At 52.0% G+C, this 20,324-nt stretch carries 20 protein-coding genes; 5 read left to right on the forward strand and 15 right to left on the reverse strand.

Annotated features, from left to right (window positions below):
• Window positions 1-47 precede the first annotated feature (47 nt).
• Window positions 48-224: a hypothetical protein gene (locus JNE38_RS24075; RefSeq protein WP_238933441.1), complete on the forward strand. Its 177-nt coding sequence runs from the start codon at window positions 48-50 to the stop codon at window positions 222-224.
• A gap of 67 nt (window positions 225-291) precedes the next feature.
• Here JNE38_RS24075 and JNE38_RS24080 read toward each other — a convergent pair whose 3' ends face one another.
• Together JNE38_RS24080 and JNE38_RS24085 are read right to left on the reverse strand one after the other, a co-directional pair.
• The gene (locus tag JNE38_RS24080; RefSeq protein WP_203353629.1) at window positions 292-3,210 is read right to left on the reverse strand and encodes a WG repeat-containing protein; all 2,919 of its coding nucleotides are present in this window, start codon (window positions 3,208-3,210) and stop codon (window positions 292-294) included.
• A gap of 122 nt (window positions 3,211-3,332) precedes the next feature.
• Entirely contained in the window at window positions 3,333-4,214 is an 882-nt protein-coding gene (locus JNE38_RS24085; RefSeq protein WP_203353630.1) for an NAD(P)-dependent oxidoreductase, read from the reverse strand.
• 181 nt (window positions 4,215-4,395) lie between these two features.
• On the opposite strand from JNE38_RS24085, the gene JNE38_RS24090 reads away from it, so the two are divergent.
• Both JNE38_RS24090 and JNE38_RS24095 read left to right on the forward strand, forming a co-directional pair.
• The gene (locus JNE38_RS24090; protein WP_203353631.1) at window positions 4,396-5,085 is read left to right on the forward strand and encodes a Crp/Fnr family transcriptional regulator; all 690 of its coding nucleotides are present in this window, start codon (window positions 4,396-4,398) and stop codon (window positions 5,083-5,085) included.
• A gap of 26 nt (window positions 5,086-5,111) precedes the next feature.
• Complete coding sequence (locus tag JNE38_RS24095; protein ID WP_203353632.1) at window positions 5,112-5,540, forward strand: DMT family transporter; 429 nt, start codon at window positions 5,112-5,114, stop codon at window positions 5,538-5,540.
• 575 nt (window positions 5,541-6,115) lie between these two features.
• Here JNE38_RS24095 and JNE38_RS24100 read toward each other — a convergent pair.
• The 4 genes from JNE38_RS24100 to JNE38_RS24115 form a co-directional block, all read right to left on the reverse strand.
• Complete coding sequence (locus tag JNE38_RS24100) at window positions 6,116-7,228, reverse strand: aminopeptidase (RefSeq protein WP_203353633.1); 1,113 nt, start codon at window positions 7,226-7,228, stop codon at window positions 6,116-6,118.
• 123 nt (window positions 7,229-7,351) lie between these two features.
• On the reverse strand, window positions 7,352-7,819 hold the full coding sequence (locus JNE38_RS24105; RefSeq protein ID WP_203353634.1) for a hypothetical protein: 468 nt from the start codon (window positions 7,817-7,819) through the stop codon (window positions 7,352-7,354).
• A gap of 282 nt (window positions 7,820-8,101) precedes the next feature.
• Entirely contained in the window at window positions 8,102-8,623 is a 522-nt protein-coding gene (locus JNE38_RS24110; protein ID WP_203353635.1) for an MgtC/SapB family protein, read from the reverse strand.
• 30 nt (window positions 8,624-8,653) lie between these two features.
• The gene (locus tag JNE38_RS24115) at window positions 8,654-9,949 is read right to left on the reverse strand and encodes an MFS transporter (RefSeq protein WP_203353636.1); all 1,296 of its coding nucleotides are present in this window, start codon (window positions 9,947-9,949) and stop codon (window positions 8,654-8,656) included.
• Between the two features lie 299 nt (window positions 9,950-10,248).
• On the opposite strand from JNE38_RS24115, the gene JNE38_RS24120 reads away from it, so the two are divergent.
• Window positions 10,249-11,433 carry a saccharopine dehydrogenase family protein gene (locus tag JNE38_RS24120; RefSeq protein ID WP_203353637.1) on the forward strand — a complete coding sequence of 395 codons (1,185 nt, stop codon included), beginning with the start codon at window positions 10,249-10,251 and terminating at the stop codon, window positions 11,431-11,433.
• Window positions 11,434-11,486: 53 nt separating this feature from the next.
• Here JNE38_RS24120 and JNE38_RS24125 read toward each other — a convergent pair whose 3' ends face one another.
• From JNE38_RS24125 to JNE38_RS24140, 4 genes are read right to left on the reverse strand one after another with little or no spacing between them, the layout of a single operon-like run.
• Entirely contained in the window at window positions 11,487-12,272 is a 786-nt protein-coding gene (locus JNE38_RS24125; RefSeq protein WP_428993674.1) for a 2-keto-4-pentenoate hydratase, read from the reverse strand.
• Between the two features lie 42 nt (window positions 12,273-12,314).
• Entirely contained in the window at window positions 12,315-12,500 is a 186-nt protein-coding gene (locus tag JNE38_RS24130; protein WP_203353638.1) for a 2-hydroxymuconate tautomerase, read from the reverse strand.
• A gap of 33 nt (window positions 12,501-12,533) precedes the next feature.
• The gene (locus JNE38_RS24135; RefSeq protein ID WP_203353639.1) at window positions 12,534-13,316 is read right to left on the reverse strand and encodes a DODA-type extradiol aromatic ring-opening family dioxygenase; all 783 of its coding nucleotides are present in this window, start codon (window positions 13,314-13,316) and stop codon (window positions 12,534-12,536) included.
• A 30-nt stretch (window positions 13,317-13,346) separates the two neighbouring features.
• Window positions 13,347-13,991, reverse strand: coding sequence for an alpha/beta hydrolase (locus JNE38_RS24140; protein ID WP_203353640.1), 645 nt, complete (start codon window positions 13,989-13,991; stop codon window positions 13,347-13,349).
• A gap of 218 nt (window positions 13,992-14,209) precedes the next feature.
• Here JNE38_RS24140 and JNE38_RS24145 point away from each other — a divergent pair, with 218 nt between their 5' ends.
• Window positions 14,210-14,749: a helix-turn-helix domain-containing protein gene (locus JNE38_RS24145; protein WP_203357724.1), complete on the forward strand. Its 540-nt coding sequence runs from the start codon at window positions 14,210-14,212 to the stop codon at window positions 14,747-14,749.
• A gap of 69 nt (window positions 14,750-14,818) precedes the next feature.
• Here the strand turns inward: JNE38_RS24145 and JNE38_RS24150 are convergent, their stop codons facing one another.
• From JNE38_RS24150 to JNE38_RS24170, 5 genes are all read right to left on the reverse strand, one after another.
• Window positions 14,819-15,322 (reverse strand): MgtC/SapB family protein, encoded by a 504-nt coding sequence (locus tag JNE38_RS24150; protein WP_238933443.1) that lies wholly within the window; start codon window positions 15,320-15,322, stop codon window positions 14,819-14,821.
• A gap of 122 nt (window positions 15,323-15,444) precedes the next feature.
• Complete coding sequence (locus JNE38_RS24155) at window positions 15,445-17,130, reverse strand: DUF4127 family protein (protein ID WP_203353641.1); 1,686 nt, start codon at window positions 17,128-17,130, stop codon at window positions 15,445-15,447.
• Window positions 17,131-17,169: 39 nt separating this feature from the next.
• Window positions 17,170-18,510 (reverse strand): FAD-dependent oxidoreductase, encoded by a 1,341-nt coding sequence (locus tag JNE38_RS24160; RefSeq protein ID WP_203353642.1) that lies wholly within the window; start codon window positions 18,508-18,510, stop codon window positions 17,170-17,172.
• A 14-nt stretch (window positions 18,511-18,524) separates the two neighbouring features.
• Window positions 18,525-19,370, reverse strand: a complete 846-nt coding sequence (locus JNE38_RS24165) for a carbohydrate ABC transporter permease (protein WP_203353643.1) — start codon at window positions 19,368-19,370, stop codon at window positions 18,525-18,527.
• A complete protein-coding gene (locus tag JNE38_RS24170) occupies window positions 19,360-20,298 on the reverse strand; it encodes a carbohydrate ABC transporter permease (protein ID WP_203353644.1) in 939 nt (312 codons plus the stop codon). The genes JNE38_RS24165 and JNE38_RS24170 overlap by 11 nt, the downstream gene beginning before the upstream one ends.
• Between the last annotated feature and the right edge of the window lie 26 nt (window positions 20,299-20,324).

A 20,324-nucleotide genomic window follows, 5' to 3' on the forward strand; every position in this document is an offset into this window, starting at 1 on the left:
ACTTATCCTTATACTTTTGAAAGCCCATCATATTAGAGGTGATTGATATGACACAATTGGAACTGACGACTTTGATTGCCTATCTGGCATTTACCGTTTTCTTTCTAGTAGCCTACAAGCTGGATCAGTTCTCCCTCCTCGGTCTCATCCTCGCCTTGATTGCAACCGCCGTTCTGGCTGTGCTCTTTTACGTTTTGATGGCAAAATATTGGCCTGTCTTTTAATCATCGGCAAGAACAGGAAAAAGCGCAACCCTGCGAAAATCGTGGAGTTGCGCCTTTTACGTCATTCCTACTGCTGTTGTTGTTTGAGATAATTCGCCAGCATCTGCGGCGCTTGCTTGTTGTACTGATCAATCAACGCATTCATGGCCCCTGTCCACTCCTCCTTCGGCAACGGGAGAGGCAGCTGATCCCATGCTTTTCCGTTGACGAGAATCATGGATTCCAGCATGTTTTTCTGGGCTGTACTGAGTGTTGCCAGCGACAGCTTTTTCGGCTGAGCCGCCTTCTTGCCAGCTGGTGTGCGAAGCATCTCACGGAAAAACATTTGGTGATACTCGTGATACAAATCCATGGACTGATAGTAGTTGTGTCCGCCGCGCTGAATCACCAATCCCCGCTTATACGCCCACTCCAACAACGAGGCATAGGTCATCTGGCTAATCTGCCCCGTCTCCATATAGTAGCAAAGAGCAAACATATCTTCATCACTCAAGTCCGTACGGCTATCGTCTTGCTTGATGATTCCTTTGCCGATGAGCTCTTCCAGCACCTCTTCCTTGCCGGCCTCTTTTGGCAGATTGAGGTGCAAGGCCAAATTGGCAAAGAATCTTTTTTCACTGGAGACACCCTCTGGCCAGCTGTACGGCTTGTCAAAGGCGACCAGCTCCAACGGATCTTGACGGAGGATATCTGAATAAGACACCAATGTCTGAGTCGACGCCAACGGACGATTCGTAATTGTCGGCTTTTTGGTCAATAATGCTGTCTGGAAGGTTTCCTGTCCGTTTTGGTCCAGATAGCCGAGGCGCTGCTTTGTCATGAAAACAAACGACGCCTGACTGCTGGTCTCTAGCCATAATTGCGGGAACACTTGCCTGGTCGGATACAGATTATCGAATTTTGCCTCAGTCAGTTGTTTCCCGTCGATGCTCAGTAGTCCCCACATGCCTGATTTCCCATCTTGATAGGCAATCGCCCCAGGTTTGCCATCGCCCGCGTCCAGATACTTCAGGGAGCCGTAGCTGCCATTGCTTTGCATCTGCCCATCAGGAGAATAGACGTCCCAGCCTGTTCCCTTCTGGATGAATACTCGATCCATACTTTCCACTGTTTGTACGGATGTCGCCCGTTCGACCTGCTGCTTCATTTCTCCGTTGACGCCCCCCCAGACATCACTCGTTCCATCCGGGCGCCCCAGCGTGAAGAAGTAGCTTTTCGATGTATTTCTTGGGGTGACATTGACGTACGCAAACTCGCTTACAGGCTGCAGCTGTCCGTCTTTGATGCTGATCAAGGCCCATTTGTCCGAATCAGCTTTTACCCCTGCCGTATAAACCACTCCACCCACCGTCGCAAATGAAAGAGGCGGCTGGTTGCTGGAGGGTTCCACCAAAGGAACTTGAATCTCCTTTGTCAGGAGCTCGCCATCCGGGGAATACAGATCGGCTACTTTCCCGTCTAAGGCGACGATGAGATTTTTACCGTCACCCTCCATGTAAATGCTGCGGTACGTCTTGCTGATGGGGCCCTTTGTCTCGCGATCGATCAGAACATAGCCCGTTTCGGGATTGCCCGTTACCGCCAGATGGTCCGTGAGAGCTCGTTCCATTTCCGCGGTATCATGGATTACGTTTCCGTCAAAGCCGTACGCTGTCGTCTTGCCGTCAGCAGACTTTACAATAACCCTGCCTGTTTTTTGATCATAGGTGATCACCGTATTTTCTTCGGGCTCAAGGAGAATTCCACGGGTCTCGGAATACAGGCCGATCTTCTTTCCATCCTGGATGGCCAGCATGCTGTAGGAACCGCCCAAAGTCGTGAGGCTGTCAAACCAGACCGTTGGCTCTGCCATTTTTTGCTCCCAGCTCGGGATGAGGCCCTTCTTGCCGTCTGCCCGCACCAAAAGTCGCGCGGCCGGTGGTCCCTCTACCCGCGGATAAACGAACGGAATGACTGCTTCTCCGCCCAATTCAACAACCCCGTACAGTCCGGTTTTTACGTCCTGTCCGAGCACATACCGACCATCCAGTAACTCGGCTCCTTTTTTGAGTGTCACGGACGCTCCTTTGGAGACCGAATGGTACGTAATGCTGTCTTTGGCCATGGTCGAGAATGTATCTGTGGATGGGATGCCTACATCCGCATACTGTGGCTCTGCCATCATTTTTCCGTCTTTCCAAAGCCCCACTCCTTTGGGCCCTTCGACGCGAACATAACCGTTATTCCAGAAATACAAAGCGTTGTATTGGGGGGCGAGTGCGTATTTTCCGGAAACGTCCACCAATCCTTCCTTGCCTCCAGATCTCACCTTCAGATACGCGGTATCCGGCCCGCCTTCATTGGGGATCCATTCGGCATTTTTGAGGGTGAATTTCGGGGTGAACGTCACCGGATCGTACAGTGTAATCTGCTTGGACGCGCTCCTGAGTACATATCGCGTTGTTTTCGTCTCATCCTTGTTCGGCTGCGATGTATCTGCGAGCTGCACCACGGATAGTTTCCCGGCTGTTGGCGGGATCAAGACCTTGCCCGATGAATCGAGCAGCATGGACGTCTGCCCGACCATCAGGATCACCATTTCATGGGCCGGTGAAAAATAATAAGTGTGCCCTCCGGCAAATTTGGTGGCTGAGAGCTTTCCTGTCCCCAGATCCAGATACTGAAACCATCCGCCTTTTTGGACGATGGCGATTTTGCCTGGGCTCGGCACTTCGATTTGATCCCAGATCGCCGGTGTGATTTCTTTTCCCGTCTTGTTATCGAGAATGCCTTTTTTACCGGCCTTGGTGACTACCGTCCACGCTGTATGGATAGTAAATTCGTCGTAGACCGGCTGGGTAACGAGCTTCGTCCCATTGGTAAAGCCGAATTTATAGTCGGTGATATAAGGTTGAATGGAAGTAAAATTGGCTGCTTGTGCAGTAGGCATCCATGCGCTTGCACCGAGCAAAACGGCCGTAAACGCCGTGAATATCTGTTTCTTCATAAAGAGCTCCCCTCCTCGCGCGTTCTCACCTGTTGCTACTATTCAGACGCAGAAGGCTGGAAAAGGTTTCAAGCCATTAAAAGAAAAAAGGACCCGGCTATGCGGGTCCCATTACGATGTATTTATTTCTCAAACCACTTGATGAGCGCCTGTGTGCCGTTGTCCTCGAAACCAGCTGCCGCCAGCTCGTCATACAGCGATTTGGACAGCTCCAGCCCCGGTGTCAAGAGGCCCATTTCCTTCGCTGCTTCCAGTGCGATTCCCATGTCTTTGATAAAATGCTTGATGTAGAAGCCCGGCTCGAAGTTTCCTGCAATCATGCGCGGAGCCAAATTGCTGAGCGACCAGCTTCCCGCTGCGCCCGCGGCAATGCTTTCCAGCACACGCGACGGATCGAGGCCCGCTTTCTTCGCATAGGCAATGGCTTCGCACACTCCGATCATGTTCGTTGCGATCGCGATTTGATTGCACATTTTGGTGTGCTGACCTGCACCTGGTCCGCCTTGAAGCACGACATTGGTGCCCATGATTTTCAGCAGGGGCTCCATCGCGTCAAACGCTTCCTGATCGCCGCCCACCATGATCGTCAGACGAGCTTCACGCGCCCCGATATCGCCGCCGGAAACCGGTGCATCCAGCGAAAAAAGATCGCGCTTCTTGGCTTCTTCGTAAATCCTTCTCGCCAAAGAAGGCTTGGACGTCGTCATATCGATTAAAAAAGATCCCGGCTTTGCGTGAGGCACGATTCCCTCGGCACCGAGATACACTTCTTCCACATCACTCGGATATCCGACCATGGTAATGATGACATCAGATGCCTGTGCCACTTCCGAGACGCGTTCTTTCCAGACTGCGCCTGCAGCCAGCAAATCCGCTGCCTTCTCCTTGGTTCTCGTGTACACGACTACCGAGTAGCCTGCTTTGAGGAAATGAGACGCCATGCTTTTGCCCATTACCCCGGTCCCGACAAATCCGATTACAGTCTCTTTTGCTTGCAAGGTCACGTTCTACCACTCCTATCGCTCATCTCTATCCAACATCTATATTTCTCTGAATCCTTCTAAAATTCCTGCTCGATTGATTGCCCCTTCCCCAGGAGTATGATCTGACAGAAGAGGGACATATGTCCTTTTTTTCCAAAGGAAAATGCTATTTACTAAGAAGGAAGGTTTCAGGAGGTCTTGGATGAAAGAACGGACAGATAAAGCCATGCTGAGCTCTCTCATCCGAGCGAGCCAGCTCTCCCCCATTTTTGGCGATGACACAGTCAGTGAAATGCATTTGTACGAAGCGGAGAAAGGTGAGATTCTCTGCTCCAAAGGCGATCAGCTCACCCAGATGTACTTTTTACTCGCAGGCAAAATCAAGATTTTCACGACTTCTCCAAACGGCAAATCCCTGCTTTTGCGATTTAACAACCCGCTAGCGATCGTCGGGGATATCGAGTTCATTTCCCAGTGCGAGGTGCGCAATACCGTAGAGTTCGTGCAGCCGAGCCTGGTGATCGGCATCAGCTACAAGCTGCTGCAGGAACGCTTCGTGAATCACCCGCCTTTTCTGCAATTTATTCTGCAAAAGATCAGCCACAAGCTCTATACCTCGTCCAACTCCACCAGCTTGAATTTGTTATACCCGGTGGAAAATCGCTTTGCCAGTTACCTGCTCTCCACCATTTCGGTCGAATCCGCGTCTGTGGAACTGCAGACATCCAAGCTGACAGAAGTGGCAGAGCTTCTCGGGACCAGCTATCGTCATTTGAACCGAGTCATCCGGAATCTGTGCGATGCGCAAATCATCGAACGTAAAAAAGGAGCCCTGCTCATTTCCGACAGGGAGAAAATCGAGCAATTGGCGAGTGGAAACATTTACGAATAACACAGCTCTCAGGGGGGCATCTCATCGTGCAAGGCATTCTTTATTCGTTGCTCGCAGGCGTCTTCATTTGCTTGCAAAGCGTATTCAACGCCCAAGCGAGCGAAAAGCTGGGCATGTGGCTGACCAATGCCATCGTGCATGGATTGGGCTTTCTGGTATCCTTTTCCATTTTCCTGGCGGTTCGTGATGGGGATCTGCACAAGATCGGTGAGGTCAACAAAGTCTACTTGCTTGGCGGCGTATTCGGAGCATTGATCGTATTCTTCGTCATGAAAGGGATTACTTCGATCGGACCCGCCTACTCTGTCTCCATATTGCTCGTCTCGCAACTCATCGTCGCTTTGGTGATCGATTCGCTCGGGTTGTTCGGCGTGGAGAAAGTACCGTTGAATCTCAGCAAGGTGGCGGGCATTGCCATCATGATCACAGGCTTGATCATCTTCAAGCTGAAATAAAGATATGAAATAATGCCAGGCTCTAAATACTAGAGACGGCTTCATGCTAACCCTTGCTTCTCGTAAACACGCTTGGTTCGGGCTTTAGTGGTGGGAAGGAAAAAGCAGAAAACGCTCAAGCTGGGTAGGGCCACAGCTCGGGGGTCATTCCTGGTCGGCTCCGCTTCAAAAGCGGAACCCGCGTCCAAGTGGCAGCTTCCGGGAGCATTTTCTTAGGTGGACGCTAAAGGCGGTTCCGCTTTTTCCACTCAGCCTGGGTCGTGTCCCTAATATCTTTCGCTTATTTCTCCTTTTTCCTCGGACCGGCTTTGTTGTTAGACGAACGAGGTTTGTTGGTCGCTCTTGATCCATGAGAGAACGAAGCGACTGTGGAGTCCCGCTCAGCGGAGCCATGAAGCCCGAGGCAACAGAATCGCTATCCATGATTAACCCTCGAAGCTGCGCGCCGTTTTGCGATTCCCTCGAGATTATGGCGCAGCGGACCGTCTACGCTTCCTGGCAGGACGTAGCCCGGAGCGCAGTATGGAAACAGGCTTCTCCCCACTTCGGATACTTAGGACGTTTGCCCCTACTATTTATTTCCCGAGATGTTCCGGATTCAGCCCCAGCAGTGCCTCATGAACAAAGAGCCCGTCTTTGCGGATCAGTCTGTCGTCAAACCAAATTTCGCCGCCCCCGTACTCTGGCCGCTGGATGGAGATCAAATCCCAGTGGATCGTGCTCTTGTTTCCATTGTCCGCCTCTTCGTAGGCCTGGCCTGGCGTCAGATGGAAGCTGCCTGCAATCTTTTCGTCGAACAGGGTGTCTCCCATCGGATGGAGGATGTGCGGGTGAAAAGCGATGGCAAACTCCCCGATGTAGCGGGCCCCTTCGTCACTGTCCAATATTTGATTCAGTCTTTCCGTATGATTGGCTGTTGCCTCCACGATTTTGCCTTCTCGGAAGACAAACCGGACATTTTCAAACAATGTCCCTTTATATTGACTCGGTGTGTTGTAGCTGATGGTCCCCTCGATGGAGTCACGCACGGGAGATGTATACACCTCGCCGTCCGGCATGTTGCGCTTGCCTACCGCCGTTCTCGTTTTGATCCCCTTGATCGAAAACGAAAGATCCGTCCCCGGGCTGACGATCCGGACTCGATCCGTCTGTTCCATCAGCTCATAGAGCGGCTGACATGCTTTCGCCATTTTCCGGTAATCGAATGCGCACACGTCAAAATAAAAGTCTTCAAACGCCTCGGTGGACATATTTGCCTTTTGGGCCAAGGCAGACGTCGGGTAGTTGATGCGCATCCCTTTGACTTTGTTATCGATATGATGGGAAATTTGCCGATAAGCTCGCGCGTACATGCGATTCTTTTCTTCCGGCACATCCCGCATTTCGCTGCCGTTGGTCTCTCCGTGAATGCCGATGTAGCCCTGCATCCCCATCCACATTTCTTCTTCCCAGCGGACCAATTGGGCGAGCTGCGATTCCGTCAGTCCCTTCAGCCATTCCCGTTGCACCTTGGGTCGCACATAACGCAAGTGAGGATAGGCTCCTTTTGCATACAGCTGCTTGACCAGCTCGGCTGCCAGTGCCTCTCCTTCGTCGTATACCATGAGCATGATATTCTCTCCAGGCTGCACATCCAGACTGTAATCCAGCAGATTGCTCGCAATCTTGCCAATGCGTTCGTCTCTCATTCCTTTTCGCCTCTTTCCTCATTTCTCGGATCTTCTGGTAGAATAGCTTCCTTTTGTCAGAGGAATATCAAGGCAAAAAAAAAACGGCCAAAAAGCTGGCTCGCATGAGTACCTGTCAGGTTGTTATTCGCGAAAAACCGTTGAATGAGAGGCATGTCTGCCCTGTATGACTTGCCTGGCATGCTTATACACCAAAAAGCATGTGCTTCCCGCGATGACGACCAGGGCGACTGCGGATAGGGCCACTGTCTCCAGCGAGGGCTGCAATCGCTGATGATCCACCCGATACATCCAAACAAACACGATTTCATACAGAATGAAATGTGAACTGACCGTCCAAAGCAGCGCTCTCCCCCACAGCTTCCGCTTGCTTGACCACACAGCGTCTTGCTTCCCTGCGCTCTTTTTCAAGCGTGCCAGATAGGAGCTAACCACAAGTGGGCTCGCCAGCAAATATCCATACACGATCAAGGCCAACGACGCTTGCTGATTGAGAATGTCCATTACCTTTGGGATGACGACCAGTCCGAAAGGCGTCATCAACAGCGTCACCAAATACATTTGGAGCGAAAACAGAAACGCCTCAAACATACATTTGCTCGTCCCCTTCCCTCTCGCATGAAATGGATGCTTTCCTTACTAAGGTAGCAAACTGACGTGAAAAGCGAGACTAACCAAAGTTAAGTTTTCTGTAAATTCCCCATTTCGTAAAGCAAGCCCGACAGATGACTACCATTTTCATTATATAGAAGTCAATCTCGTTGCTCGTCTCAATTCCGTCTCAATGTTTCCATCTCCACTTCATTGTAGGCACTGGAATGCAGACAGGCCCGGATCTGCAAACGCAAAATCCGGACCTGCCGCCTTTTTCTTTCAACTTACCCCTTGCTGCTTCACTGAATTTGGTTTTTCGCTGTTTTCCACACGCCGATGCTGCACCTCTTCAAAGCGCTGGCTGATCCTCGCCAACGCGAAGGAAACGAAAACGGAGAAGATCACGATCCCGTAGAATCCGGCACCGATTCCGATTCCGATACCGCCTGCGAAAAAAATCATGGCAGCAGAAGTCAAGCCTTTTACCTGCAAGCCATCCTTCAAGATTACGCCCGCTCCCAGAAAACCGAGCCCTGTCACGATCTGAGCAGCCAGACGCATCGGATCCATCATCGTCCCGCTATTCGGAGAGCTGTACATCTTTGTGCTGTAAATGGAGACCAGCGTAATCAGCGTGCAGGCGACAGAAACGTACATGTACGTCTTTAACCCTGCCGGCTTGTTGCGATGGGAGCGATCCCACCCGATAAACAATCCGAGGAATGCGCTGACAACCACACGGATGTACATCTCCAGATTCATGAAGACATGCTGTTCGTAAATGACATTCAGATATTCCATCCCACGCACCTTCTTTTTGCGATAGAGACATTATATGCGGTCGCTCGTTGAATAGACCGGTGGAATTGAGCTTGGAACAAACAAAGCAGATACCAGAGAGATCGCTCCGATCACAATGAGGAAGATTCCTACTGGCAACCATGAGCCGTTGAAGGAGTGAATGAGCGCTGTCGCGATCAATGGCGCCATGCCCCCTGCCAACGCCGCGCCTACCTGATAGCCTATCGAAATCCCGGTGTATCTCACCCGGGTGCCGAACATGTCAGAGACCAGCGTCCCCATCACCGCGGTAATCACACCCCACAGCCCCATCCCCAGAACAGTCGCCAGCGTCAGCGTAAAGACGGACTGGTAAGAGAGCAGGTGAAAATAAGGAAAGGCGAAGAGAATCATGCCTGACGTGCCCAGAATGAAGATCCGCTTGCGGCCGATCCTGTCTGCGAGAATTCCCGTGAAAGGAATGACAAAAGCCGAAAACAAAGTCCCCAGTGTCACCGCATTCAATACCGATACTTTATCCATATGCAGCTGTCCCGTCGCGTAGGAAATGACAAACGTCGCGAAAATATAAAACGGAGCCGATTCGACCAGCTTGACCCCGATCGTCAACAGCACTTCCTTTCGATAATGACGGAAGGTCTCTGCCAAAGGAAATTTGGATACATTGCCGCTTTCCTTGATCTCCTGAAAATCCGGAGTCTCTTCCAAACCGCGTCGAATCCATAAGCCGACGAATACCAGAACCACGCTGAGTAGAAACGGAACACGCCAGCCCCAAGACATAAACTGCTGCTCCGGAAGCAGCCCCATGATCGATACGGTCACCGTTCCGAGCAGCATGCCGACAGCCGATCCCATCATGGGAATACTGCCGCCAAAACCCCTCTTGTTTTTCGGTGAATATTCCACGGCCAGCAGCAATGCCCCTCCCCATTCTCCGCCGATCCCGATTCCTTGAACCAGACGAAGCAGCACAAGCAGAATGGGAGCCCAGATGCCGATGGTTTCATAATTAGGCAAACACCCGATCAAAACGGTCGACAATCCCATCAAAGCCAGCGTCAAAACCAACGTTTTTTTGCGGCCGATCCTGTCGCCGATATGACTGAAAATAATGCCGCCGAGCGGTCTGAAAAAATACGGGATACCAAACGAAGCGTAAGCCAGGAGCAACCCTGCAAAGGAATCGAGCGTAGGGAAAAAGAGTTTGCCAAAGACAAGTGATGCCATCGTTCCAAACAGCAAGTAATCGTAATACTCAATGGAACTGCCAATCAGACTCGCTACTAAAGCTCTTCTCGTTGTTGCTGCCTGCTTTTGCTTCATGATCACTCCTCCTCTGCCTGATGGCAGTCCTCTTTATTCACATTTCCATAAATTGAATTTTCTAAATTTTACACCTTCTCTCCATTTTATGTCCATAGTTTTGTTGTGTTTTATTGTTATTGGTTTTAAAAACCGAATTTCATTGTTGCTTTTACTTTTGATAACCACAAAACAAACTATATACAAATTAAACACACTAAATTTACACAACTAATTACACACAAAACAAAACGTGTGTTATACTTGATACCAGGCATCAGAATGTTCAGAAAACAATTCCTTTTGGAGGGTGATTGGTCGTGAAAGTACTTTGCTTGGGTGGAGCCGGGAGAATTTGCAGGGAATCGATTCTCGATCTGGTGCAGTATTCCAGCTTTGAAAAGATCACGGTCGCTGATTTTAATGAAAAGGAAGGCCGAGCCATCGTGGAGGCGTTGAACGATCCACGTGTCGACTTTGTTCAGATCAACGTCCGCGACCACGAGGATACCGTGGGCAAGATGAAGGGGTACGACATCGTCATGGATGGAACGACAATCACGTTGAACGGTTTATCGACCGCGTGCATCGCGGAGGCAGGCTGCCACGGGATTAATCTGAATGGCTTTGGTGCTGAAAATGCCTACCATGAGCTGTTTCAAAAGCATAACAAGACGTGCGTTCCCGGATTTGGCATGACCCCCGGCGTCACGCAGATGATGGCCATGCACGCAGCAGATCAGCTGGATACCGTCGAGTCAGTCCGCGTCAGCCATGGCGCATTTCGCCCGATTGCTTTCTCACGCTCCATCACCGAGACGACCACGTATGAGTACGATCCCCTCTTGCCTGGCCGCGTCATCTATGAAAACGGCGAATTCGTGCAAGTCCCTCCCTTTGCGCGACCGCGAGAAATCGTTTTGCCTGAACCTTATGGAAAAACCGTCCAGTACATAATCCCCCACGCTGAAACCAAAACGCTGGCGACCGCACTCGCCCATAAAAACGTCCAGCTCATCGAGGTCCGCGGCACGTGGCCGGCGAAAAACATGCAGCTGGTCCGAGCTCTCTACGATTGGGGCTTCATGCGGAATGATCCGATTACGGTCAATGGCAAGGAAATCGGGATTCTGGATTGCATCAGCGAGTATTTATTCCACTCTACGGAAGGTCAGGAAACGGAGCTGTACGGCTATTCCTTGCACGTAGAAGTCATTGGTGTCAAAGACGGGCGGCGCGTGCAGCACGTGCTCTATCACACGCACCCTGCCTCGGATGGCTCTGTTGAAGGCTGGGAAAAGCTGCGCGCCTATACCCGCAATGTCGGAATCCCGATGGCCATCGCAACGGAATTGATCGCAAAAGGCCAGGTCAAAAAAACCGGGGTCCTCATACCCGAAGAGGCGTTTGAACCAGCAGAAATCTTCGCTGAGCTGGAGAAACGGGGAATATTCATGCACGAAGAGATTACCCTGCTCGATGAATCGGTGCAGGCTGCCAGATAGCACGTCAAAGCCAAAAAGGTACCCCATTCCTACGGATGGAGTACCTTTATTAGTTAACGAACCTGAAAGGAAACCTCGCCCATTTTGGCATAGCTGGCTGTAACATGATCCCCTTTTTTCAGCATGACGGCCTCCGTCATCGCTCCCGATAGGATCATCGAGCCTTTTGCCAATTTCCCCATTCCATGGCTGTATCGCATATTTGCCAGCATCGCAACCGAAATGGCCGGATTCCCTAAAACAGCCGCGCCTACCCCTTCTGCCCGCTGCTCGCCATTTGTGCACAAGGTTACGCCAATGGAATCGAGCTCGAATGCATCGGGACGAAATCTTCTATTTCCGAAAACGACTCCTGCGGCTGAGGTATTATCCGCAATGACGTCTGGCAGCTTGAATACAAAATCGGCAAACCGGCTGTCGATGATTTCCAGAGCAGGTACGATCCATTCCGTTTTTGCCAGTACTTCTTCCATGGTGACGTCCGGACCTTCCAGATCCTCTGCCAGAATGAAAGCAATTTCCGCTTCCACCTTTGGATGAATGAATTCCTCCAGCCTTACTTCTCCTTCATCTGGAACCTCCATCCGGTCAAAGACATAGCCATAGATCGGCTCATCCACATTCATCTGCTTCATTTTTGCCTGGCTCGTAATCCCCATTTTATAAGCGAGGATTGCTTGCCCTTGTTCCTTTTTCAGTCTTACAAGCTCTCTTTGCACCTGATATCCCATGGCGATATCAAACTCAGGATAAGCGTCCGTCAAACACGAGATCGCCTTGTGATCTTCCTCCGCCTTCCGCAAAGACTCTGCCAGTTTTCTGCAGTCAAGCACGTACAATGCCTCCGATCAAATGCTCCGCGATGATACGGCCACCGCTTCTCACATTTCGCTTTTTAACCGATCGCCTACCGCAAAACGATTGGGGGGTACCTCGTTTACGATGACTCGAATGCTGGACAAAGGGGCTCCCAGCGATTCATGAACCGTACGCGCAACATTGCGCATGCATTGTTCGACGGTTTCCTGGTCTCTGCCTTCCAGCATCGTAATTTGTATGATAGGCATGCTCATTCCTCCTCATTTGGCAGTCAGGCAGCTTCATCCGAACTGCCAGACGCTGTGGCTCAGGTTGCCATATCGGTAGCTGCGGTGCACCAGTTTTGCTGTCTGCCCGTCATCTGCGGCCCCCATCGCATAGAAAAGGGGGACGAAGTGCTCGTTGCCATAGGGTGGCACAGCCTGACTAGCATAGGGAGCTTCTGACTCGTACGTAAAGAGCGACGCTGTATCCCAATCCTGCAAACGGCTTTCCAGCCATTCATCAAACCCTAGCGCCCATGCATCGACTTGGCCCTCATCCTCTGCCCACTTTAAAGCCCTGAGATTATGGACAGTCCCTCCACTGCCGATGATCAGGACATCTTTCTCCCTCAACTCTGCAAGCGACTTCCCGATTTGATACTGCTCCTCGGGGGTGAGCTTCGGATTGACTGACATGGCAATGACCGGTACGTCTACCTCGGGATATAGCATCCTGAGGACAACCCAAGCTCCATGATCCAGGCCTCGTTTGGTTTCCACATCAAACGGGATTCCCTGCTTCGTGAACAAGTCTTTGATGTCCTCGGTGATGGTCTGGCTACCTCGTGCTGGATATTGGATTCGATACAAGGCTTCGGGAAAACCGCCAAAATCGTAAATGGTCTCATACGTATCGACATCACTGACTCGCTGCACCGCTGATTCCCAGTGAGCGGAGAACAAGACAATCGCTTTTGGTCTTGGCAAAGTACGACCCAATGTCCCTAGAAACTGCGTGTATGGATTATCCTCGATCGCGAGCAGCGGTGCTCCGTGCGCGATGAAAAAAGACGGTATCATGTTCGCTTCCTCCCTTGTTCTTCTCTCTCGTTACTTTTGGAGATCATCAAGCAGCCACTTCGTAAAATCCTGTTGGTTTTGCATCGAAACGGTGTGCCCTTCCTGATACGTATGGAAGGTGACAGCGGCGCCCAGGCTTTGGTAAAACGCGTTGCTTTCAACTCCCCATTCATAGGGTAGAATGCCGTCATATTCCCCATGCGACAGAAAGACGGAAAGCTGATCGACAGCCTGTTTGTCGTATTCCTCCTTGACGAAACCCGGAATGTATCCGCTGAGGGCCACAATTCCTTTGATGCGATTCCCCAGAGTCAAGCCGAGCGTCTTGGCGAGGATCGCGCCTTGGCTGAAGCCGAGCAAGTACAAGCGGCTGCGATCGAGCGGGTACTGCTCTATTGCATAGTCAATAAAGCTGGTCAGATTTTGTACGGCTAGATCAAAGACTTCCCGATGCGGTTTGCCATACCCTTGAATGGTAAAGAAGGCATACCCTGGCGGCTGCGGCAAATGACCGCGAATGCTGAAAATGTAGAAGCGGTCCTCCAAGCCGTCGACGAGGGACAGCATGTTTTGTTCATTGCTCCCGATCCCATGCATCAAAAATAGGGCAGGGTAGACTTGACCGGGTTCGATTTGCTTGGGACGGCGAAGCTCATGCACCATAGGTGAATTCATGGATCTCATTCTCCTTCACTTTGTTTCTTTATAAGAAATTAATATTCATATTAAAAAACTTTTAGATAAAAAAAAACGTCCTTGCATGACTGTCTTTTGCGGACGAAGCGATTGATTTTGTTACGTCTTAAGATAACCATAATGGATATAGAGAGTCAATGGTAATTTTGCTAATATAGATCTATGTTTTTTATCAGGAAACTTTCGAGGTGGTCACGCTGGATATCGGATCAAAGATACGTGCGATACGTAAGAGAAAAAAACGAACCATTGCGCAGATGTGTGAAGCGACAGGACTTTCCAAAGGCTTCATCAGTAACGTGGAGAACAACAACACTTCCCCATCTATTCAAACCCTGCAAACCATTGCCAGCTATTTAGGGGTTCCCTTGCCATACCTGCTATTGGAAAAGCAGCAGCATATGCGGGTCGTCAGAAAAGATTCGAGGAGGTACAGCACCTTTAATCAATTGAAGATCGAGCATTTATCCTCCAAGAGCGGACTTCGCATGATGGTCGTGGAATTTCCGCCAGGAGCTTCCATGGGCGAGCCGCACTCCCATGAAGGGGAAGAGTGCCATTTCGTGCTGGAAGGAAGACTTCTTGCGGAACAAGGCGAGGACTCCGTTATGGTGGAGGAAGGGGACTCCTTCAGCTGGAATGCGAGTGTGCCTCACTACGTGAAAAATATTGGCGAGGGAAAAGCAGTCGTGCTGATCGCGATCTACTCGGATGCCGAGCTGCATGATTTATTGTAGCGAACGCCTGGAAAAAGACCCGGGTTCCGCTGCCCGTCAGCTCCGGGCCTTCTTTGTCTGCCCTCTCTGTTATCCATTGTCACCTTCTTCGTCGCCTTCTTCCTCCCGCTGCTGTGCCTCTTCAAAGCGATGACTGAGTCTTGCGAGCACATAGGAGATGACGACGGAAAAGATGACGATTCCGTAAAAGCCCGCTCCAATCCCGATCCCAATCCCTCCGGCGAGGAAGATCATTGCGGCTGAGGTCAGTCCTTTCACCTTTAGACCGTCCTTCAGGATGACGCCTGCTCCGAGAAAGCCCAGCCCCGTGACGATCTGTGCCGCCAAACGCATCGGATCCATCATCGTCCCATTGCCTGGCGCGCTGTACTTTGCCGCGCTGTAGATCGAAACCAATGTAATCAGGGTGCAGGCCACGGCGACATACATGTACGTTTTTAAACCGGCCGGCTTGTTTGCGTTTGACCGATCCCAGCCGATGAACAGCCCCAGAATGGCACTGATGATGACGCGAACGTACATCTCCAAATTTTTGACGACATGTCCATCCGCCATCTCCGTGAAAACTTCCATTCTCACACCTTCTTTTTTGACGATAGAGACATTCTATGCGGCAGCCTTGTGAAAAAGACTGTTCTCCGGCGAAGCAAAAAGAAAACAGGTACCCCGTCAGAGTGTGGAGTACCTGTCAGTACCTATTCCCGTTCGATCTTCACTTCCGGGCCAATGAACACTTCAAACAGCCGTTCCCAAGGCAGCACGATGTCTACGTCTTCCAAGCTTTCGATTTTCCCTGTAAAGGTGTGGCTGCCTCGCTTGCCGATGTCGAGCGATTGGTTGGCGAAGTAGTTTTCATACCAGTCTTCCACTGCTGGAGAGAGCTCCTCTACCACGAAATCGTTGACTTCCTCAAAATCGTCGCCCAATCCCCATTCATTGCCGCCAAGCTCTTTCACCAACCGCCTGGCTTCTGCCATGACATCATTGCGATAGTTGTGGTCATTGGCAAACGAGGAGAGGAGAAGATTGACGTGCGCTTCTGCCGCATCGACCGTCAGCGGCACCCCGAATTGATTTCCCTTTTCCAGAAAAGCCGTGCGTGAAAGGGCCTGGCCCAATGCACTGCCCATATTGTTCCCCGCTGTCCCCCATCCGGTATAAGCAAGCAATTTCGGAAGCTTCACTTCGTCCTGCAAACGTTCGATCAAATCTGGATCTGCTTTGTTGGTGATCGTCACATCCGTCACAGCTACCCGCTTGCCATCCTCTAGATGCTCATTGATGGCATCGACGAAATCGTCCAGCGCCTCTCTTCTGTCAGCCTTGCTCTCCCCTGCTGCAGGTGGCGTATTCACCATCAGGATGAGGTCGGCATCGTCGGCATCCCGCACCGGTTTCCCCCCCGCTGCGACAATATGCTTGTCTACGCTCTCGTCAAACGTCGTATCTTCAAAAGGCGCCGTCCAATCGCTGCCATCCATGCCCGAGTAGTCCACCGCCACCTTGGGATGAATGCGGAGCGTGTCTAGCGACAGACGACTGACCAGTACCGTACCGACCTCATCAGCTCCCGGGAATATGGCGGTGCGGTCCTCGACACCCAGGTCCTCTGCTTTTTCCACCAGCGCTTCCCGTTCTGCCCGATGCAGCCCATGCGGCGCCGCATCGTCCTGAGCGAGCACGAGGTAGTCGATGGTCCCGTCTTTGACCCAGTCGATCAGCAAGGAATTGATCCTGTGATTGCGCTCGCGAGCATCCAGGTAATCCTGCAGCACGGCTTCGGGAATGAGCTCCTCCAGCTCTTGCAGGCGGTCCTCTTTTTCCGTCATCCCCAAATTGTGCACCTCATCATAAAGAATCGCCCACTCCCTGATCTGATCGTAATATTTCAGCGTCTCTGGATCGGTAGCGGTGACTGCCAGCCTCTGGATCGTATCGAACACATAGATGGGCTTGTTCGGTTCCTTCGCTTTCAAACGCTTGATGGCCTTGATGTTCGACAGCGCATCCTCGTAGGACTGCTCGGGAGTGCGAGAAGCCACAAGCCCCCCATAGGCAAGCATGCTGACGGAAATGACTGAACCTTCCACGTCATCCGCTTGATCGAGCAGCCAGTCCCCGATCTCCTCGCCATCCCCTGGGGTCGTGAAGTGGCCCAGCATGTCTTCGTCCGGCATGATCGTTTCGATTCCTCCTGCTCGCGAGGTCATGAGCGGAAAGTACGTATTCACCGGGCGATCATCCAGCGGAACCAAGGCGATGCGGGCTATAGGCTTTGGCGACGATTTTGCTTGGACTGTGTTCATTTGACCAAATGGCAGGATGCCTGTCAGCAGCGCTGCCATCGCGACAGCGGAAATCACAACTCTCAGCTTTTTCATCGTTTCGACTCCCTCCCTATGAATGAAATGACTTGCGACTCAGAGAACGGCTTTGGCTCGCCCCAGAGCCTCTTGCAGCTTGGCTACGTCGATTTTTCGCGGAATCGTCCCATCCAGATGCGCGATCGCTGCCGCTGTGCCGGCTGCCTGTCCTGTAGCCATGCAGCTCGGCGTGAGCCTCGTTGTCGCCAGCGCTTCGTGCGTGGTCGAAATGCATCGTCCCGCAGCGAGCAGATTGTCGATCTTTTGGGGAAGCAGGCAGCGATACGGGATGTCGTAGGCGCCGTCGCCCTCAATGTCGGCGGCGATGACCCCTTTTCCGGAAGGATCGTGGATATCGACGGGGTAACCGCTGCGTGCGATCACATCCGGGAATTTGCGTCCCTGCACGACGTCCTCGATGGTCAAGCTGTACTCTCCCGAGACTCGGCGGGTCTCACGAATGCCGATCTGCGTTCCGACCGCTGAGATGGAGGCGCTGGAGAAGCCCGGAACCTCATTTTTCAAAAATTCGGACATCATCAACACCTGCCGTCTCCCCACCTCCTCCGCTTCCGTGAGATCCTCCACATCCGTACCGTCCAGCCCCTGTACACGCGTGCAGTTGATCAACACTTCATCCTTTTCCGGTCCGCTGAAAAAGAGGACCTGATCCCGGTTGATGGGGACACCTGACGCCTTCCATTGGCTGTAAAAGCCTTGGACCCCCGTCAGAGGCAGCTCGCGAAGCTGGTCAAACGGCGTCTTGTGGTAGAAATCTTCCGGGTGCTCCAGCATGTACGCTTTGACCTTCTCCAGATCGACCCCGCGCATCCGAAATTTCATCGTCATCGGCTGCGTGCGCCCGTCGCTTTCCCTGCCCTGATTCGTCGGAGCGCCCGACAAGTACGCCACGTCGGCATCGCCGGAAGCATCGACAAAGACGTTCCCGCGAATCTCATATTTGCCGGACTTGGTCGTGATCTGAACAGCTGCGATCCTCTCTCCTTCTGCGATTACTCGATCGACGAAGCTGTGCACGAGCAGCTTGACCCCTGCTTCCTTCAGCATTTCGACAGCCAGGAGCTTGTAGATTTCGGGATGGTACGGCGTGACCGTATGAACGAATCCCACCGTATCCCGCAAATGCCCCGGAGAACCGCCCCGCTCCTGCAAGCGCTCGACGATCTCCTGCGCAATGCCCTTGATCACTTGCTCCCCCTTTTCCGTATGAAACGTCATCCACGGATACACCAGTGCTGCCGTAGACATCCCGCCGAGAAATCCATACCGCTCGACGAGGATGGTGCTGGCTCCCATTCTTCCGCTGGCCAGGGCAGCATTGATCCCTGCCGGCCCTCCGCCTACGACCACGACATCCGCAGCTAGTATACGATCCATCTGTCTCCCTCCCCTTACTCCTTCATTCCGGTCATCGACACGCCTTCGATAAATTGCTTTTGGGCAAAAAAGAATACGATCAACAGCGGCAGCGTGGCCATCACGGAAGCGCTCATCAGATGGTGCCAGGCCGTCCCCGCTTCATCCGTGAACAGAGACAAGGCGAGCGGCAATGTCATCAGCTCTCGGTCATTCAAAAAGATTAGCGGATCATAGAAGTCGTTCCAGCTGGTCAAAAAGGTAAAGATGGTCAGAGTCGCTATCGCCGGCTTGGCCAGAGGCAGCATGATGCTCCAGTAAATGCGCCAGCGGGAGCAGCCGTCGATCATGGCCGCCTCCTCGAGCTCCTTGGGGATCCCGAGGAAAAACTGCCGCATGACGAAGACCCCAAAGATCCCTCCCGCTCCGAAAATCGGCAGCACAATCAGCGGCACATGCGTATTGATGAAGCCAAGTGCACGCATGAACAAAAACATCGGGATCGACGTCACTTCATTCGGAATCATCATGGTCGACAGCAGGAGCAAGAAGACGAAATTGCGCCCCTTGAAAGGAATCCTCGCAAACGCATATCCGGCGATGGATGCGAACATCACCGTGCCGATCGTCACGAGAATCGCGATGTACAGGCTGTTCCAATAAAACAAGTGGAACGGCGTATTTGCCAAGACCTCCGTGTAATTTTCCAGCCGGATTGGCGAAGGAATCAGCTCAGGGGGAAACACAAAGATTTTGGACGGCTCTTTGAGCGATGTGGATAGCATCCACAGGAACGGGATGAGCATGATGACCGAGACGACTGAAAGCGTGAAGTAATTCATCCCCATGCCGATGATTCTTCCTGGACTCCTACTCTTCATGGAATACCCACCTCTTTCGATACTGCCACTGGAGCAACGTAAAGACGAAAATGATAAAGAACAGCACAAAGGCGAGGGCGGATGCATAGCCAAACTCGAAATTTTTAAAGGCCTTCTCCCAAATGTAGTAGACCAGCACCTTGGTACTGTTGCCCGGACCTCCCTGGGTCATCACGTAGATCTGTCCGAACACTTTTAGCGAGCCGATTATCGTGAGCAGCGTCGTCAGAAAGATGGTAGGGGAAATCATGGGAACCGTAATCAGAATGAATTGGCGGGCCTTGCCCGCTCCATCAATGCGTGCTGCCTCATACAGCTGCACGGGTACCTGCTGCAGAGCGGCAATAAACAGCACCATGTTCAACCCCACATTTTTCAGAACGCTGGTCACGATGACGACGGGCATGGCGAGCTGCGGATTGTACAGCCAGGAAGGACCCGTGATCCCGAACATCTGGAGGATCTGATTGATGAATCCCGTGTCAGTCGCGAACAAATACTTCCACACAATCGCCCAGACGATCAGAGACGTCATCACCGGCACGAAAATAGCCGTACGGAAGATCCCGATCCCCGGCAGCCTGCGGGCGAGCATAAGTGCCAGCCCCAGAGCGAGGACGATGTTCAGCGGAACCAGTCCGGCAGCAAACGTAAAGGTATTGCCGACGACGGTCCAAAATTCCTCATCCTGAAAAATGGCTCTGTAGTTGTCCAAACCCACAAAGGTCGGTTCCCCCAGCAATGGCCAATCCGTCAGACTCATGTAAAAGGCGAGGAGGAGCGGTCCGAGCAGCAATGCGAGAAACCCGAGAACCATGGGACTGACGAACAGCCAGCCTGCCACGTTGGCCTCTTTTTGAAACGGATTTCTTCTCGGTTTTGCTTTCCTCTGTTCAGGAGAGAGGGGGACATTCAAGTTGCTCTCCATTCGTATCCCTCCTTTCGTAAACGAAC

The organism is Brevibacillus choshinensis (assembly GCF_016811915.1).
In the GTDB taxonomy this organism is placed as follows: Bacteria; Bacillota; Bacilli; order Brevibacillales; family Brevibacillaceae; genus Brevibacillus; species Brevibacillus choshinensis_A.

Bases quoted from the DNA above. Each gene is read 5' to 3' on its own strand.
- JNE38_RS24165 (WP_203353643.1), bottom strand. From the start codon at position 19,370: ATGAAGAGTAGGAGTCCAGGAAGAATCATCGGCATGGGGATGAATTAC.
- JNE38_RS24160 (WP_203353642.1), bottom strand. From the start codon at position 18,510: ATGGATCGTATACTAGCTGCGGATGTCGTGGTCGTAGGCGGAGGGCCG.
- JNE38_RS24110 (WP_203353635.1), bottom strand. From the start codon at position 8,623: ATGGAATATCTGAATGTCATTTACGAACAGCATGTCTTCATGAATCTG.
- JNE38_RS24075 (WP_238933441.1), top strand. From the start codon at position 48: ATGACACAATTGGAACTGACGACTTTGATTGCCTATCTGGCATTTACC.
- JNE38_RS24140 (WP_203353640.1), bottom strand. From the start codon at position 13,991: ATGAATTCACCTATGGTGCATGAGCTTCGCCGTCCCAAGCAAATCGAA.
- JNE38_RS24130 (WP_203353638.1), bottom strand. From the start codon at position 12,500: ATGCCTATCATACAAATTACGATGCTGGAAGGCAGAGACCAGGAAACC.
- JNE38_RS24155 (WP_203353641.1), bottom strand. From the start codon at position 17,130: ATGAAAAAGCTGAGAGTTGTGATTTCCGCTGTCGCGATGGCAGCGCTG.
- JNE38_RS24135 (WP_203353639.1), bottom strand. From the start codon at position 13,316: ATGATACCGTCTTTTTTCATCGCGCACGGAGCACCGCTGCTCGCGATC.
- JNE38_RS24115 (WP_203353636.1), bottom strand. From the start codon at position 9,949: ATGAAGCAAAAGCAGGCAGCAACAACGAGAAGAGCTTTAGTAGCGAGT.
- JNE38_RS24150 (WP_238933443.1), bottom strand. From the start codon at position 15,322: ATGGAAGTTTTCACGGAGATGGCGGATGGACATGTCGTCAAAAATTTG.
- JNE38_RS24105 (WP_203353634.1), bottom strand. From the start codon at position 7,819: ATGTTTGAGGCGTTTCTGTTTTCGCTCCAAATGTATTTGGTGACGCTG.
- JNE38_RS24100 (WP_203353633.1), bottom strand. From the start codon at position 7,228: ATGAGAGACGAACGCATTGGCAAGATTGCGAGCAATCTGCTGGATTAC.
- JNE38_RS24090 (WP_203353631.1), top strand. From the start codon at position 4,396: ATGAAAGAACGGACAGATAAAGCCATGCTGAGCTCTCTCATCCGAGCG.
- JNE38_RS24170 (WP_203353644.1), bottom strand. From the start codon at position 20,298: ATGGAGAGCAACTTGAATGTCCCCCTCTCTCCTGAACAGAGGAAAGCA.
- JNE38_RS24080 (WP_203353629.1), bottom strand. From the start codon at position 3,210: ATGAAGAAACAGATATTCACGGCGTTTACGGCCGTTTTGCTCGGTGCA.